Annotated in this window: 14 protein-coding genes; 7 read left to right on the forward strand and 7 right to left on the reverse strand. The window is 69.7% G+C overall.

Going from position 1 to position 16,133, the window contains the following annotated elements; genetic code table 11:
* Positions 1-7 precede the first annotated feature (7 nt).
* From OG842_RS26960 to OG842_RS26985, 6 genes are all read right to left on the reverse strand, one after another.
* The gene (locus OG842_RS26960) at positions 8-1,054 is read right to left on the reverse strand and encodes an alpha/beta hydrolase (RefSeq protein WP_266733248.1); all 1,047 of its coding nucleotides are present in this window, start codon (positions 1,052-1,054) and stop codon (positions 8-10) included.
* A gap of 166 nt (positions 1,055-1,220) precedes the next feature.
* Positions 1,221-1,904 carry a response regulator gene (locus OG842_RS26965; protein ID WP_266733249.1) on the reverse strand — a complete coding sequence of 228 codons (684 nt, stop codon included), beginning with the start codon at positions 1,902-1,904 and terminating at the stop codon, positions 1,221-1,223.
* Complete coding sequence (locus OG842_RS26970) at positions 1,901-3,247, reverse strand: sensor histidine kinase (protein ID WP_266733251.1); 1,347 nt, start codon at positions 3,245-3,247, stop codon at positions 1,901-1,903. Before OG842_RS26970 ends, OG842_RS26965 begins: the two co-directional genes overlap by 4 nt.
* A gap of 116 nt (positions 3,248-3,363) precedes the next feature.
* Entirely contained in the window at positions 3,364-4,332 is a 969-nt protein-coding gene (locus tag OG842_RS26975; RefSeq protein WP_266733253.1) for a DUF4429 domain-containing protein, read from the reverse strand.
* An 84-nt stretch (positions 4,333-4,416) separates the two neighbouring features.
* Positions 4,417-5,628: an alpha/beta hydrolase gene (locus tag OG842_RS26980; RefSeq protein ID WP_266733255.1), complete on the reverse strand. Its 1,212-nt coding sequence runs from the start codon at positions 5,626-5,628 to the stop codon at positions 4,417-4,419.
* A 245-nt stretch (positions 5,629-5,873) separates the two neighbouring features.
* Positions 5,874-6,539, reverse strand: coding sequence for a TetR family transcriptional regulator (locus tag OG842_RS26985; RefSeq protein ID WP_266733257.1), 666 nt, complete (start codon positions 6,537-6,539; stop codon positions 5,874-5,876).
* 117 nt (positions 6,540-6,656) lie between these two features.
* Here OG842_RS26985 and OG842_RS26990 point away from each other — a divergent pair, with 117 nt between their 5' ends.
* Together OG842_RS26990 and OG842_RS26995 are read left to right on the forward strand one after the other, a co-directional pair.
* Positions 6,657-8,267, forward strand: coding sequence for an MFS transporter (locus tag OG842_RS26990; protein WP_266733259.1), 1,611 nt, complete (start codon positions 6,657-6,659; stop codon positions 8,265-8,267).
* Positions 8,268-8,547: 280 nt separating this feature from the next.
* Entirely contained in the window at positions 8,548-8,928 is a 381-nt protein-coding gene (locus tag OG842_RS26995; protein WP_266733261.1) for a peptidase inhibitor family I36 protein, read from the forward strand.
* A 93-nt stretch (positions 8,929-9,021) separates the two neighbouring features.
* Here the strand turns inward: OG842_RS26995 and aceE are convergent, their stop codons facing one another.
* Positions 9,022-11,763 (reverse strand): pyruvate dehydrogenase (acetyl-transferring), homodimeric type, encoded by a 2,742-nt coding sequence (gene aceE / locus OG842_RS27000; protein WP_266733262.1) that lies wholly within the window; start codon positions 11,761-11,763, stop codon positions 9,022-9,024.
* 471 nt (positions 11,764-12,234) lie between these two features.
* Here aceE and OG842_RS27005 point away from each other — a divergent pair, with 471 nt between their 5' ends.
* The 5 genes from OG842_RS27005 (at position 12,235) to OG842_RS27025 (ending at position 16,082) form a co-directional block, all read left to right on the forward strand.
* Positions 12,235-12,672: a DUF3052 domain-containing protein gene (locus OG842_RS27005; RefSeq protein WP_266733264.1), complete on the forward strand. Its 438-nt coding sequence runs from the start codon at positions 12,235-12,237 to the stop codon at positions 12,670-12,672.
* Positions 12,673-12,938: 266 nt separating this feature from the next.
* Positions 12,939-13,397 carry a peroxiredoxin gene (locus tag OG842_RS27010; protein ID WP_266733266.1) on the forward strand — a complete coding sequence of 153 codons (459 nt, stop codon included), beginning with the start codon at positions 12,939-12,941 and terminating at the stop codon, positions 13,395-13,397.
* Between the two features lie 146 nt (positions 13,398-13,543).
* Positions 13,544-14,119, forward strand: coding sequence for a TerD family protein (locus OG842_RS27015; protein WP_037696943.1), 576 nt, complete (start codon positions 13,544-13,546; stop codon positions 14,117-14,119).
* A gap of 173 nt (positions 14,120-14,292) precedes the next feature.
* Positions 14,293-14,868, forward strand: coding sequence for a TerD family protein (locus OG842_RS27020; protein WP_266733268.1), 576 nt, complete (start codon positions 14,293-14,295; stop codon positions 14,866-14,868).
* A 71-nt stretch (positions 14,869-14,939) separates the two neighbouring features.
* Positions 14,940-16,082, forward strand: a complete 1,143-nt coding sequence (locus OG842_RS27025; RefSeq protein WP_266733270.1) for a DUF475 domain-containing protein — start codon at positions 14,940-14,942, stop codon at positions 16,080-16,082.
* Positions 16,083-16,133 lie beyond the last annotated feature (51 nt).

Below are 16,133 nucleotides of genomic sequence, written 5' to 3' on the forward strand. Positions count from 1 at the left end.
GCTCCGCTCACCGCGCCTTCTCCTCGGTGATCGCGGCGAAGGCGCGGAGCGAGTCCGTGCCCGGGGCGAAGTAGCCGGTGTGGCCCCGGGCGTCGTCGGCCGGGACCCGGCGCGCTCCGAACTCCGGGGCGGCCGGGTCGGGGCCGTGGCCGAGCCCCGCCACCTCGACGTTCGGCACGTCGTCGATCCAGTCCGTGGCGTCCTTCGCGGCCCAGACCCGGGCCCCGGTGCGCAGATCGGCGACGTCGTCCGCGCGCATCCCGGGCGAGCCGAGGACCACCAGGTCCCTGGCGCGCAGCCGGGACGCGGCGAGCCCGCACACGACGGAGCCGTAGCTGTGGCAGAACACGGCGGGCGCGGGCACGCCGGCGGCCGCGAGTCCGTCCGTGAACCGGGTCAGCCGGCCGGCCCCCGCCTCGGCGAGCGACCCCGTCGCCGCGTCGACGCCGAGGCCCACGGGGGTGGTGTAACCGGCCCAGGCGACGATGGCGCTGCCGGGCCCGGTCCGGGCGTACAGGGCCTTCGCCATGCCCGCCGGAGTGCCGTACACATCGTTCGTACGGTCGAAGGTCCCGGCGTCGATGTCCGAGCCCGGCACCACGACCGCGACATGGCGTGCGGTGCGCAGGTCCCCGAAGACCTCGGCGACCTGACCGCGTCCGCGCGGGTCGAACGCGAGGATCTGCCGCCTCCGGTCCTGTCCGAGGTGTGCGTACCGGGGGTCGTGACTCGCCTGCAGGGAAAGGGCGTTGGCCCGGTAGCGCAGCTCGACCGGAGCGCCGTCCAGGTTGCCCACGACGAGCGGATGGCGTACGGCCAGGGCCTGTTGCTGCGCGGCGGTCAACCCCCGGAAGAAGCGCGCCACTTCGGCGGGCGTGTTCCGCCCGGGATCGGGCAGCTCCCGCCCCAGTACGTGATCGGTGCGCCAGGCCGCTGTGCCCGGGGGCGGCCCGGTGAGGGCCTGCTGTGCGTTCCCGGACGCCCAGCCGGCCGTTCCCGCCACCACGGTCGTGGCCAGCGCGACCGCGACCAGAGTCCTCGCGTAACGGCGCATCCCGTCGTCCTCCCTCTCCGGTCGAGCCGGTTGATCCGGCCGATCCGGTTTCCGTGCGCCGTTCGGCGCGACGAGGAGGAAGTTAGGGAGAGGACGGGGCCGGGGGCGTCACACCAGGGGGTCAAGTACGGGGTCATACCGGGGTAGGGCGTAGGGGGCCGGACTCTCACCCCTCGCCCGGCACCACGACCCCCGCCTCGTACGCGAAGATCACCGCCTGTGCCCGGTCCCGCAGGTCCAGCTTGGCCAGCACCCGGCCTATGTGGGTCTTCACCGTCTGCTCGGCCAGCACCAGCTTCCCCGCGATCTCCTGGTTCGACAGGCCCCGCGCGATCAGTTCGAGTACCTCCGTCTCGCGCGGAGTCAGGCCGTTCAGCCGCAGCGACTGGCCGCTCCGGGTGGCCCCGGTCGGGCCCTGCCGGGCGAAGTCCGCGATCAGGCGGCGCGTCACGGACGGCGCGAGCAGCGCCTCGCCCGCCGCGACCACCCGTACCGCCGAGATCAGATCGGCGGGCGGCGCGTCCTTCAGCAGGAAGCCGGACGCCCCGGCGCGCAGCGCCTCGTACACGTAGTCGTCCACGTCGAACGTGGTGAGCATCAGCACCTTCGGCCGGTGCACCACCCCCACCGGCGGGTCCAGCAGCTCGCGGGCCGCCGCCAGGCCGTCCATCTCGGGCATCCGGACATCCATCAGGACCACGTCCGGGCGGACGCTGCGGCTGACGTCGATGGCCCGGCGTCCGTCCGGCGCCTCACCGACCACGTCGATGTCGCTCTGCGCCGCGAGCAGTGCCGCGAACCCCGCCCGCACCATGGCCTGGTCGTCGACGATGATCACGCGAATGGTCAAGAGTCCTCCGGAACCGTGGGAGCAACAGGAGTCAGGGGCAGCCGCGCGGCCACCCGGAAGCCGCCGTCGGGCAGCGGTCCGGTGTCCAGCGTGCCGCCGGTCAACCGTACGCGTTCGCGCATACCGACCAGGCCGTGCCCGGTCCCGGCCGTCTCCAGCGGCGAATCGGGCTGCTCCGCACGGTCGTTGACCACCAGGACGGTCAGATGCGCGCCGTCGGACGTGATCGATACCCGGGTCCGCGCCCCGGGGGCGTGGCGGATCACATTGGCCAGGGCCTCCTGCACGATCCGGTACGCCGACAGGTCCACCGCCTGCGGTACGTCGGGCAGCCCGGCGGACAGCGACAGCTCGGCCGGCAGCCCCGCCCGCACCGTCGCCTCCACCAGCTGCTGCACCCGGTCGAGCCCCGGCTGCGGTGCCCGTTCGCCCTGGGTGCCGTCGCTGCGCAGCACCGCCAGCAGCCGCCGCATCTCCGTCAGCGACTCCCGGGCGCTCGCCGCGATCGCGGCGAACTCCTCGTGCGCCTCCTCGGGCAGCCCGCTGATCCGGTAGGGCGCGGAGTCGGCCTGGACCGTGATCACGGACATGTGGTGCGCGACCACGTCGTGCAGCTCGCGGGCGATCCTGGCGCGCTCCTCCAGCAGCGTGCGCTGTGCCCGCTCGGCCTCGCTGATGGTCTCCTGCTCGGCGAGCCGGCGCTGTACGTCGCCCCGCTCCCGTATCACCGCACCGATCACCATGAACACGGCGCCGAACGCCGGAAGCAGGCCCGCGGTGCCGTTGCTGCGGTCCGTGCCGCCCAGGTGCAGGACCAGGCTCGCCACGGCGGTCAGCGCCCAGACGGAGACCACGGTGCGGCGGGTCTCGCGCAGGGCCACCGCCAGCATCACGAAGAGGTAGGCGATCAGTGTCGGCGGCGGCCACGGCCAGACGGCCATCTGTGGTTCCGGGTACCGCAGCAGCACCAGCGCCCCCACGATGTCGGCGGGGAAGATGATCCACCACGCCTGCAACGGGCGGTGCGCCAGCATCAGCAGCGGCGCCGTCTGGGCGACGGCCAGCAGGCCGGCCAGCCCTTCGGCCATGCTGTATTCGTTGGTCAGCACATTGAGCGTGACCGGAACGAAGATCGCCGCGAGGACGAGGACGGCGATGTACGGCAGCAGCCTCCGCCACCGTTTGGACGCGTTCGCGAGCGGCGGGACCGGGGGATGGGACGGGTGGGCGAGACCGTGGGCCATCTCGCGCAGATTGCGGCGGGCGGCGCTCACCAGCCCGTCGGCGGCGGGCGGCGGGCGCGGCGGCGCCTCGGGCGGAATGTAGGGCGGGGTGGTCGTCATGGCCGCAGCAGCCTAAGCAGCGGGCCGGCCCGGTGGCGTCATACCAGGGTTCCGGTCCGCCGCCGGGCTCCTCGTACGGGGGTACTACCCGTCGGCCGCCGCGGCCGCCACCGGTCTCACAGCTCGGCGAGCAGCTGGGCCTTCTTGGCGCTGAACTCGTCGTCCGTCACCAGGCCGGACCGGTGCAGCTCCCCGAGGTGCCGGATCCGCTCCGCGATGTCCGCGGGGTCGCGCCGCCCGGCGCCCGCGAGGACGGAGGCGGGCGCGACGGCAGCCGAATGGTTCCTGCGCACCGATTCCAGCACGGCCGCGGCGAACGGCAGCGACTCGTGCACCGGGCCGTAGCCGAGGCCGAAGACCACCGCGGCCGGATCCTGGTCGGCGCTGGTGGGGCGGGGCGTCATCGGCTGCGGGCCTTGTGCCGCGCCCGGACCCGGATCCGTGACGAGGCCCGGACCACAGCTCCGGTCGGGGCTCGCGCCCGGTCCCGGGACCGCGTGCTCCAGCCCCCTGGGCACCAGCCGCAGATAGCCCTCGAACGCCTCCGGGGAGCGCCACTCGACACCGCTCAGCTCCGTCACCGGGAACGTCTGGTCGCCGGCCTTCCACTTCGCCGTGGAGGCACCCGTCCAGAACCAGCGGAAGGAGACCCGGTGCCCGTCGAAGCCGGCCCGGCCGTCGTACGCCTTGAACTGCATCGGCGCCTCGGGCGCCGCGACCAGGAACCGGTCGGCGGGCTCCGCCGCGTCGGGGCCGAGCCGGGCGCGCAGTTCGTCCGCGTAGTACTCGGCCAGCGTCTCGCGCTCGGCGGGCAGCACCAGCCGGTATGGATCGCAGCCGTCCTTCAGCTGCCCGGCCGCGGCCTCGACCAGCGGGTCGGCACCGTGTCTCGGCACGGCACGCAGGACCACCGTGCCCCGCTTGCCCGGGGTGAGCGTCACCGACGACAGCGCCGCGTGCGGGACGCGGCGTTCACGCAGGCTCTGGAAGAGCTTCGGCGTGCGGATCCCCCGTTCGAAGCGGATGAGCACGGAGTCGGTGTCGAACTCCCAGGTGGCATGAATTCCGGCCAGCACATCACCCATGTGCCTCATCGTATGCGGCACTTGCCCCACCCGTCCCCCCTCGGCGCAGGCCGCGATCGATGGCGCACCGAGGCCTTGCGGTTGTCAGACGGCTCGGCTACCGGTGATGGTTCCGTGGCAGGTGCTGTCGGCGGCCGCGCAGCTCACCGAGTCGTAGGCGCCCACGCCGATGGCGGCGAAGTTGCCGAGGCTCTCGGTTCCCGGCTCGAAATAGCCGCTGTGCCCGACCGCGTCGCCCGCCGAGACGATCCGCGCGCCGAAGCCGGGTTCGACCGGGTCTGCCCCGTGGCCCAGGCCGCCGAGCTCCAGGTTCGGTACGTCCGCGATCCAGTCGCCCCGGTCGCGCATCGCCCACACCCTGGCTCCGGTGCGCAGCTGCGCGGCGTTCTCCACCCGCATGCCGGGGCTGCCGGCCACCGCGATGTCGCCGACCCTGGCGGGCAGTTCATGTGCGGCGACCCCGCACAGCACCGAGCCGTAGCTGTGGCAGAACAACGAGACCGGGGCGTTGCCGGGCAGCGCGCCCAGCAGCGCGTTCAGCCGCACCGCCCCACGCTCGGCGAGGTTGCCCAGGGCCGCGTCCATGCCGATACCGGCGGGCGTGGTGTAGTCGGCCCAGGCGATGACCGCGGTACGGGTACTGGGGCGGGCGGCGCGCTCCGCCGCGTACAGCGACTTCGCCATGCCGACCGGGGCGGCGTTCACCTTGGCCCCGGTCCGCTCCAGTGTCAGCAGGTTGGTGTCGACGCCGGGGACGACCACGGAGATCCGTTCGGCCCGGTCGAGACTGCCGAACACCTCCGCGGCACGGCCCTTGCCGGACGGGTCGAAGGCGAGGAAGTGGCGGCCGCGGGCGAGCATCGAATCGAAGCGCTGCATCCGGCGCACCGCCTCGGCGCGGCCGTCGGGGGAGAGCCGCACATCGTGCATGCGCTGCCGCTCGACCTTCCGCGCCTGCGCCACGGCCAGCCGATTGGCGCGGTAGCGCAGGGTCACCGGAGCGCCGTTCAGATTTCCCACGACCAAGGGGTACTTGTCGGCCAGCGCGGTGCGCTGCGCGGCCGTGAGCGCGGCGAAGAAATGGGCCAGCCGGTACGGCGGCGCGTCGGCGTCCGGCAGCGCATGACCCGCCACCTGTCCCCGCGCCCAGGCGGCGAGTGCGACGGTGCGTGGCTCGTCGGAGCGTTGGTGACGTACGGCAGTCCAGCCAGTGGTCGCCAGCATCACGAACACGACCGCGACGGCGAGCAGCGCGCGCCATGCGGTGAGCGTGGGGGAGGAGTCGAAGGAAGTCACTTCGGCCCACATTAGGAGACGCGCGACCACAGCCGTGAAGAGGGTGACACACATCACTCCGCTGCGGGGAATCCGACGGCTCGCTTTTCACGCTGTGTGGTTGTCACCCGCACGCTCAGGCGCGCGGAGCGCCTCCCGGAGATCACATCTGGCCGTCGGGGCGCGGCTGTTGTGAAGTCGGTCATGCCATGGGAGTGAGGCGTGCGGCACATGGGGCCGAGACCGTCGTGCGGGGGTTCCCGCCGTCACGCCGGGCGGGTGTCCGCCCGCCAGCCGCCGGCCAGGGCCGGTCCGAGCTGGTCCAGGTACGCCTCGGTCAGCGCGCGCAGCGAATCCACGCCGGCGTCCCGGCCACGCCCCCAGAGCTGACCGGTCACCCGCATCACCCCGCAGAACGCGGCCACGGCGACCCTCGGCCGCGGGTCCTCGTCCACATCGAGCCCCTCGCGCTCCGCGATCAGCAGCGCGATCTGGTTCTCCATCACCGTGCACCGGCGCAGATGGGCGGCGAGCAGCGAGGGTGTCGACTCGATCATCCGGTACGTGCGCATGTGGAGTTCGACCGTGACGATCTCCTCGATCGTCTCGCCGATGCTGTTCCAGGCGCAGAGGACCGCGCTGCGCAGCGCCGCGAACGGGGCCTCGGTGGCGGGGCGCCGGCGCAGCTCCGCGAGGAAGCGCGACTCCACCATCTCCTGGATGGCGAAGGCGGCCTCCTCCTTGCTGGCGAAGTAGCGGAAGAAGGTGCGCTGGGAGACCTCCACGGCCTCGACGATCTCGTCGACGGTGGTCTCGTCGTAGCCCTGCGTGGTGAAGAGGTCGAGGGCGGCGTGCAGCAGGGCGTCCCGGGTGCGTCGCTTCTTCCGTTCGCGCAGCCCGGTCGGATGCGTGGCCCGCTGCCCATCGGTCACTTAACTGGCCTTCTTTCTCCTGCTTTGTCCAGCTCAGCGTACCTGTGAGCTACGTGACAGTTACCGACTTGTGAAATGGTTTGTCAACTGTCAGAGACTGACACTAATGTCCCCGGCATGACTAGTCAGACCACCGTCGACAAGGCGTCGCGGGAGCCGCAGGAAACCGCCGCTCCCGCACCCGCCAAGGGGCTGCGCGGCCACCCTTGGCTGACGCTCTTCTCCGTGGCCATCGGCGTGATGATGGTCGCGCTCGACGGCACGATCGTCGCGATCGCCAACCCCGCCATCCAGCAGGACCTGAACGCCTCGCTCGCAGACGTCCAGTGGATCACCAACGGCTACATGCTCGCCCTCGCGGTCTCCCTGATCACCGCGGGCAAACTCGGTGACCGGTTCGGTCACCGCCAGACCTTCCTCATCGGTGTCGTGGGCTTCGCCGCGGCATCCGGGGCCATCGGCCTCTCCGACAGCGTCGCCCTGGTGATCGTGTTCCGGGTGCTCCAGGGCCTCTTCGGCGCCCTGCTGATGCCCGCCGCGCTGGGCCTGCTGCGCGCCACCTTCCCGGCCGAGAAGCTGAACATGGCGATCGGCATCTGGGGCATGGTGATCGGCGCCTCGACCGCCGGTGGCCCGATCCTCGGCGGCGTGCTCGTCGAGCACGTCAACTGGCAGTCCGTCTTCTTCATCAATGTGCCGGTCGGGGTGCTCGCGCTGGTGCTGGGCCTGGTGATCCTCAAGGACCACCGCGCCCAGAACGCGCCGCGCTCCTTCGACATCGGCGGCATCGTGCTGCTGTCGCAGGCGATGTTCTGCCTGATCTGGGCGCTCATCAAGGGCTCCGAGTGGGGCTGGGGCGACTACAAGACGCTCGGCTTCCTGGGCGCCGCCGTGGCCCTGTTCGTGGTCTTCGCGCTCTCCCAGAAGAACGTCAGGGAACCGCTGATCCCGCTCGCCATGTTCAAGTCCGTGCCGCTGTCCGCGGGCGCGGTCCTGATGGTGCTGATGGCCTTCGCGTTCATGGGCGGGCTGTTCTTCGTCACCTTCTACCTCCAGAACGTGCACGGTCTGAGCCCGGTCGACAGCGGCCTGCACCTGCTGCCGCTGACCGGCATGATGATCGTCGCCTCGCCGCTCGCCGGCGCCATGATCACCAAGTTCGGCCCGCGGGTCCCGCTGGTCGGCGGCATGGTGTGCACGGCGGTCGCCATGTTCGGCATGTCCCAGCTGGAGATCGGCACCGGCACCCTGACCATGTCGATCTGGTTCGGTCTGCTCGGCCTCGGCCTCGCCCCGGTGATGGTCGGCGCCACCGAGGTCATCGTCGGCAACGCCCCGATGGAGCTCTCCGGCGTCGCGGGCGGCCTCCAGCAGGCCGCCATGCAGGTCGGCGGCAGCCTCGGTACGGCGGTGCTCGGCGCCGTCATGGCCTCCCAGGTCGACTCCAAGCTGGCCGACAACTGGAAGGCGGCCCAGCTCCCGCCGCTGAGCCCGGAGCAGCTGGACAAGGCGTCCTCGGCCGTCGAGGTCGGCATCCCGCCGGTGGACGGGAAGGTTCCGCCGGAGATCGCAGGGAAGATCGCGGGCGTCGCCCATGACACCTTCGTGTCAGGGATGAGCACGGCGTTCATGGTCGCCGGCATCGTCGCGGTGGTCGCCGCGCTGGTCGCCACGCTCACCAAGCGCGGTGCGAACGCCGAGGCGGGCGCGGGCGTCGGTCACATCTGACCGGACGTCACGACGCCGCCGCGGGTCCGCGCCCACGCGTCAACACAGTGCGAACGACAGCCCCGCCGGACCCTTCCGGCGGGGCTGTCGCCTATCAGGGTGGTGTGCCCCCGCACCCCCTTCCCCGGGCGCTTCCGCGCAGGTCAGGGTGCATGCAACCGATCCGCAGATCTGATCCGTGCATCTGTTCCGCGCATCAGGTCCGCACCACTGATGCACAACCACTGATCCGACATCTGATCCGCACGACCGATTCGCACCACCACGGGGGATGATTTCCATGCGTACGACCGTTCGTCTTGCCACCACCCTGGCCGCCGCTTCCCTGGCCGCCACCGCCCTGATCCCGCAGACCGGCGCCCACTCCGCGCCCGTCGCGCTCGGGTCCTGCGCCGCCGGTCAGCTCTGCCTCTGGGACGAGCCGGAGTTCACCGGCACCCGCCGGACCCACGAGCTGTCCACGACCGACATCGAGAGCTGCGTCCCGCTGCCGAAGGGCAGCAGGGTCCAGGCGCTCGCCAACCGCACCGGCCGCCCCGTCACCACGTACCAGTCGGCGGAATGCGCCGAGACCGGCGAGTTCGAGACCTACCCGGGCGGCGGCACCTGGGTGCCCCGGTCCCCGTACCAGGTCAGGGCCTTCAAGATCTGGGAGAACTGACCGCGGGCCGGAGCGTGGAGGACCCGGCCGCGAAACGCCGAAGGGCGGCGGGGCCACCCGGCCCCGCCGCCCTTCGGATCTGTCCGGTCGTGCCTACGCGTCGCCGCCGGCCGCGCCCGGGTCGGCCGCGGTCACATCGAGCAGCTCGTACCGGTCGATGGCCTGCTTCAGCAGCGAACGGTCGATCCGGTTCTCCTTCGCGAGCTCGGTGAGCACCGCGAGGACGATCGACTGCGCGTCGATGTGGAAGAACCGGCGGGCCGCGCCACGGGTGTCGGCGAAGCCGAAGCCGTCCGCACCCAGCGACTGGTACGCACCGGGCACCCAGCGCGCGATCTGGTCCGGCACCGAACGCATCCAGTCCGAGACCGCCACGAACGGACCCTCGGAACCGGAGAGCTTCCGCGTGACGTACGGGACGCGCTGCTCCTCCTCAGGGTGCAGGAGGTTGTACCGCTCCACATCCACTGCCTCGCGGCGCAGCTCGTTCCAGGAGGTCGTCGACCAGACGTCCGCCCGGACGTTCCACTCGTCGGCGAGGATCCGCTGCGCCTCGACCGCCCACGGCACCGCCACACCGGACGCCAGGATCTGGGCCGGGATCTCGCCCCGGTCGGCGGCCTTGAAGCGGTAGACGCCCTTGAGGATGCCCTCGACGTCCACGTTCTCCGGCTCGGCCGGGTGCTGGATCGGCTCGTTGTAGACGGTGAGGTAGTAGAAGACGTCCTCGTTCTCCTCGGGGGTCCCGCCGTACATCCGCCGCAGACCGTCCTTGACGATGTGCGCGATCTCGTACCCGAACGCCGGGTCGTACGCGACACAGCCCGGGTTGGTGGAGGCGAGCAGCTGCGAGTGGCCGTCCGCGTGCTGGAGACCCTCACCGGTCAGCGTCGTACGGCCGGCGGTCGCACCCAGCACGAAGCCGCGCGCGAGCTGGTCGGCCATCTGCCAGAACTGGTCACCGGTGCGCTGGAAACCGAACATCGAGTAGAAGACGTACACCGGGATCAGCGGCTCGCCGTGCGTGGCGTACGCCGAACCGGCGGCGATCAGTGAGGCCGTGCAGCCGGCCTCCGAGATGCCGTCGTGCAGCATCTGACCGGTCGGCGACTCCTTGTACGCGAGCAGCAGATCGCGGTCCACCGCCTCGTACTGCTGGCCCAGCGGGTTGTAGATCTTCGCGCTCGGGAAGAAGGCGTCCATACCGAAGGTGCGGTACTCGTCGGGCGCGATCAGCACGAAACGCTTGCCGATCTCCTTGTCCCGCATGAGGTCCTTCAGGATGCGGACGAACGCCATGGTGGTGGCGATCGACTGCTGACCCGAACCCTTCTTCGCGGTCGCGTACGTCTTGTCCTCGGGCAGGACCAGCGGCTTCGCACGCACCACCCGGGTCGGGACGTAACCGCCCAGACCCTTGCGGCGGTCGTGCATGTACTGGATCTCCTCCGAGTCACGGCCCGGGTGGTAGTACGGCGGCAGGCCGTCCTCCAGCTGCTTGTCCGTGATCGGGATGTGCAGCCGGTCACGGAACCGCTTGAGGTCCTCGACCGTGAGCTTCTTCATCTGGTGGGTCGCGTTGCGTCCCTCGAAGTTCGGCCCCAGGGTCCAGCCCTTGACCGTCTGCGCCAGGATCACCGTCGGCTGGCCCTTGTGGGCCTTGGCCGCCGCGTAGGCCGCATAGACCTTCTTGTGGTCGTGACCGCCGCGGCCCAGGTGCAGGATCTGGTCGTCGGTCATGTCCTTGACCATGTCGCGCAGCCGCGGGTCGTCCCCGAAGAAGTGCTCACGGATGTACGCGCCCGACTCGGTGGCGTACGTCTGGAACTGGCCGTCCGGCGTGGTGTTCAGCTTGTTGACCAGGATGCCCGTGCGGTCCTGCGCGAGCAGCGGGTCCCAGGAGCGGTCCCAGACCAGCTTGATGACGTTCCATCCGGCGCCCCGGAACTGCGACTCCAACTCCTGGATGATCTTGCCGTTGCCGCGCACCGGGCCGTCGAGCCGCTGCAGGTTGCAGTTGACCACGAAGGTGAGGTTGTCCAGGCCCTCGCGGGCGGCGATGGAGAGCTGGCCGAGCGACTCGGGCTCGTCCATCTCGCCGTCGCCCAGGTACGCCCAGACATGGGACTTGGAGGTGTCGGCGATGCCGCGCGCCTCCATGTAGCGGTTCATCCGGGCCTGGTAGATCGCGCCGAGCGGGCCGAGGCCCATCGAGACGGTCGGGAACTCCCAGAAGTCCGGCATCAGCCGCGGGTGCGGGTAGCTGGACAGGCCGTTGGGCGCCTTCGACTTCTCCTGGCGGAAGGCGTCGAGCTGGGCCTCGCTCAGCCGGTCGAGCAGGTAGGCGCGGGCGTAGATGCCCGGGGACGCGTGCCCCTGGAAGAAGATCTGGTCGCCTCCCAGACCGTCGTCCTTGCCCCGGAAGAAGTGGTTGAAGCCCACGTCGTACAGCGAGGCCGAGGAGGCGAAGGTGGCGATGTGGCCGCCGACGCCGATCCCCGGACGCTGGGCGCGCGACACCATCACGGCCGCGTTCCAGCGGGTCGCGTTGAGGACCTTGCGCTCGATCTCCTCGTCGCCGGGGAAGAACGGCTCGTCCTTCGTGGCGATCGTGTTCACATAGTCCGTGCTGCGCATCTCCGGCACGGCGACGCGCTTCTCGCGCGCACGCTCGATGAGTCGGAGCATCAGGTAACGGGCCCGCTCACGGCCTCGCTCGTCGACCGCGGCATCGAGCGAGTCGAGCCATTCCTGGGTCTCTTCGGGATCGAAGTCCGGGACCTGGCTCGGCAGGCCGCCAATGATGATCGGGTTGCGATCGGATCCGGAAGCCACGCTGTTCCTTCGCTGTTCGGTGGTGCTCTACGGGGCCTGATTGAGGGAGAACATGCCCCCGGGATGTATGCAAGTACGCCAACACCATCGTGTACCGCGAGGGCGCAAACGTCATCTCTACCGAGGGGTAACCGCTGTGTTGCGAGACAGCGCGGCCGGAGCGCGGGGATGGGTCAGGCTAAACCGCAACCATACGCCCAACCCGTCCAAGCGTTCCCAAAGGATGTTCGACTCCGAATGGTGGATGGAAACGGCATAAGCTGTGGAAGGACGTAAAGGGTGTGGACGGTAGCGCCGGGCCCCCGGAGGGGATCTGCCGATAGTGCGGCGACGTGGCAGGGAACGTCACCGTTTAGGCGGTCTCGCACGCCGGGTACTTGCGCGATCCGCCGCTCCCGTGTGGACTACGGCCAACGCCCCGCGCACGCGCGTGGCTCAAGCATTTTCCGAAACATGATCAGGAGGCAACCCGTGAGCGCGACCGCGGACCACGCGGAGGAGCGGACCAACCCGGCAGCACGCCTGGGGTTCGAGCCCGGACAGGTGGTCCAGGAGATCGGCTACGACGACGACGTCGAGCTGGAGCTCCGTGAGGGCATTGAAGCCACAATCGGCCAGGATCTCGTCGATGAGGACTACGACGACGTCGCGGACGTCGTCCTGCTGTGGTTCCGCGACGAGGACGGCGACCTTACGGACGCGCTGGTGGATGCCATTGGTCTGATCGAGGACGGCGGTACGGTCTGGCTGATGACGCCGAAGACCGGCCGTGATGGGTACGTCGAACCGAGCGACATCAACGAGGCCGCACAGACGGCCGGTCTCTCCCAGACCAAGAGCATCAGCGCCGGCAAGGACTGGACGGGCAGCCGCCTGGTCACGCCGAAGGCGGCCAAGGCCAAGCGCTGAACCACGCTCGCCCCGCATTCGCCCTGAAGGCCCCCGACGGCACCGAGCCGCCGGGGGTCTTCGTGCGACCGGGGCCCGTGCGGCGCGGATCTCGTACGACCGGGGCCGTGCGGCCCGGGCCCCGGGCGGCCGGGACCGGTGTCGCCCCGTGCGGCGGGGGTCGGCTTGTGCCCCGCGCGGGCGCTGCGTGGCCCGCTGCGGGCTCTGCGTAGGGTGGGAGCACCCGGACAGCCCAGCCCGGTGTACGTAGCGAAGGGACGCTTCTCATGGCGATCGAGGTCGGCACCAAGGCCCCGGATTTCGAGCTGAAGGACAACCACGGCCGGACCGTGAAGCTCTCCGACTTCCGCGGCGAGAAGAACGTGGTGCTGCTGTTCTACCCGTTCGCCTTCACGGGCGTCTGCACGGGTGAGCTCTGCGCGCTCCGCGACGAGCTGCCGAAGTTCGAGAACGACGACACGCAGCTGCTCGCCGTGTCCAACGATTCCATCCACACCCTGCGCGTCTTCGCCGAGCAGGAGGGCCTCGAATACCCGCTGGTCTCGGACTTCTGGCCGCACGGCGAGACCTCGCGGGCCTACGGCGTCTTCGATGAGGAGAAGGGCTGCGCGGTGCGCGGCACCTTCATCATCGACAAGGAGGGCGTGGTGCGCTGGACCGTCGTCAACGGTCTGCCCGACGCCCGCGACCTCAACGACTACGTCAAGGCGCTCGGCACGCTCTGATCCGGCATCGACGGATCCGCATGCGACCCGGTGAAAAGCCCTGCTTCGTCGGGAACCGGTCACTAGGATCCAGTCGTTGATCGGATGCCAACGCAAGTGGAGGCGCCGGCGCCTGCCGGCCCCCAAGGAAACCAATGGGAGGACTCGTGGGAGTCAGCCTCAGCAAGGGCGGCAACGTCTCGCTGACCAAGGCCGCGCCCAACCTGACGGCGGTCGTCGTCGGTCTCGGCTGGGACGCTCGCACCACCACCGGTGGTGACTTCGACCTCGACGCCAGCGCCCTGCTGACGAACGCCGAGGGCAAGGTCGGCAGCGACGGGAATTTCGTCTTCTTCAACAACCTCAAGAGCCCCGACGGTTCCGTCGAGCACACCGGTGACAACCTCACCGGTGAGGGCGAGGGCGACGACGAGGTCATCAAGGTGAACCTGGCCGGTGTCCCGGCCGATGTCGACAAGATCGTCTTCCCGGTCTCGATCTACGAGGCCGAGACCCGGCAGCAGAGCTTCGGCCAGGTGCGCAACGCGTACATCCGCGTGGTCAACCAGGCCGACAACAGCGAGCTGGCCCGTTACGACCTGAGCGAGGACGCCTCGACGGAAACCGCCATGGTCTTCGGCGAGCTGTACCGCAACGGGGCGGAGTGGAAGTTCCGTGCCATCGGTCAGGGGTACGCCTCGGGGCTGCGCGGCATCGCGCAGGACTTCGGCGTCAACGTCTGAGAAGGCGCGACCGGGCCGTGCCGCCCAGGCACGGCCCGGGTCACGCCCAAGCAGTACCCCGTCCGGCGCCGCACCCTCGTGCGGCGCCGGACGCGCTCGACAGACGGCTCGGGGGGCCCGGACGGCCCGACGGGCCCGGCAGACGGTTCATCGACTCGGGGAGGACACACACCATGGGCGTCACGCTCGCCAAGGGAGGCAATGTCTCCCTCTCCAAGGCCGCACCCAACCTCACCCAGGTGCTGGTCGGGCTCGGCTGGGACGCACGATCCACCACGGGCGCCGACTTCGACCTCGACGCCAGCGCGCTGCTGTGCCAGTCGGGCCGGGTGCTCGGCGACGAATGGTTCGTGTTCTACAACAACCTCACGAGCCCCGACGGCTCCGTGGAGCACACCGGTGACAACCTCACGGGTGAGGGCGAGGGCGACGACGAATCGGTCATCGTGAATCTCACCCAGGTACCGGCGCACTGCGACAAGATCGTCTTTCCGGTCTCGATCCATGAGGCCGACAACAGGGGCCAGACCTTCGGCCAGGTCAGCAATGCGTTCATCCGCGTGGTGAATCAGGCGGACGGTCAGGAACTCGCGCGTTACGACCTCAGCGAGGACGCCTCGACGGAAACCGCGATGATCTTCGGCGAGCTCTACAGGTACAACGGCGAGTGGAAGTTCCGCGCAGTGGGACAGGGGTACGCGTCCGGACTTCGCGGCATCGCTCTAGACTTCGGGGTCAACGTTTCGTAAAGCCGCGCACGGCGCGGGGGAGCCCCGTACATCTCAGGGGAGACCCGTTACATAACACGATGGGGTAGCCAGTGCTTCTGAAAACCTTCGGCTGGTCGTTCGCGGTTACCGCGCTCGGCCTTGTCGCAGCTTGGATCTACGGGGGGTGGGAAGCCTTCGGGGTCGTCGCGATTCTTTCCGTCCTGGAGATCTCGCTGTCCTTCGACAATGCGGTGGTCAACGCCGGAATCCTGAAGAAGATGAATGCCTTCTGGCAGAAGATCTTCCTGACGGTCGGTGTGCTCATCGCGGTCTTCGGTATGCGGCTGGTGTTCCCCGTCGTGATCGTGGCCATCACCGCCAAGATGGGTCCGATCGAGGCGATCGACCTTTCCTTCAACCAGCCCGAGCGCTACCAGGAACTCGTCACCGACGCCCACCCGGCGATCGCCGCGTTCGGTGGCATGTTCCTGCTGATGATCTTCCTCGACTTCATTTTCGAGGACCGTGACATCCAGTGGCTGCGCTGGATCGAGCGTCCGCTCGCCAAGCTCGGCAAGGTCGACATGCTGTCGGTCTGCATCGCGCTGATCGTGCTGCTGGTCGCCTCCATGACCGTCGCGACCAACGCGCACCAGCACGGCGGCGGTCACGCGGACAAGGCGGAGACGGTCCTGCTCGCCGGTATCGCCGGTCTGATCACGTACCTCATCGTCGGCGGTCTCTCCGGCTTCTTCGAGAACAAGCTGGAGGAGGAGGAAGAGCGCGAGCACGAGGCCGAGGAAGAGGCCAAGCGGAGCGGCAAGAAGGTCTCCTCCGTCGTGCTCGCCGGCAAGGCCGCGTTCTTCATGTTCCTCTACCTGGAAGTGCTCGACGCGTCCTTCTCGTTCGACGGTGTCATCGGCGCCTTCGCCGTCACCAACGAGATCGTGCTGATGGCCCTCGGCCTCGGTATCGGCGCCATGTACGTCCGTTCGCTCACGGTCTACCTGGTCCGTCAGGGCACGCTCGACGACTACGTCTACCTGGAGCACGGCGCCCACTACGCCATCGGCGCGCTGGCCGTGCTCCTGCTCGTCACCATCCAGTACCAGATCAACGAGCTCATCACCGGCCTGACCGGCGTCGTGCTGATCGCCTGGTCCTTCTGGTCCTCGGTCCGGCGCAACAAGGCGCTGGAGGCCGAAGGCGGCGACGGCGAGGGTTCCAAGGCGGAAGTCCCGTCCGGGGTGTGACCCGGTAGGGATTGAGGAACGCTCTCAAGCGGGGCGGTCCGTGAGGCAACG

Source organism: Streptomyces sp. NBC_00376, assembly GCF_036077095.1.
Lineage (GTDB): Bacteria > Actinomycetota > Actinomycetes > Streptomycetales > Streptomycetaceae > Streptomyces.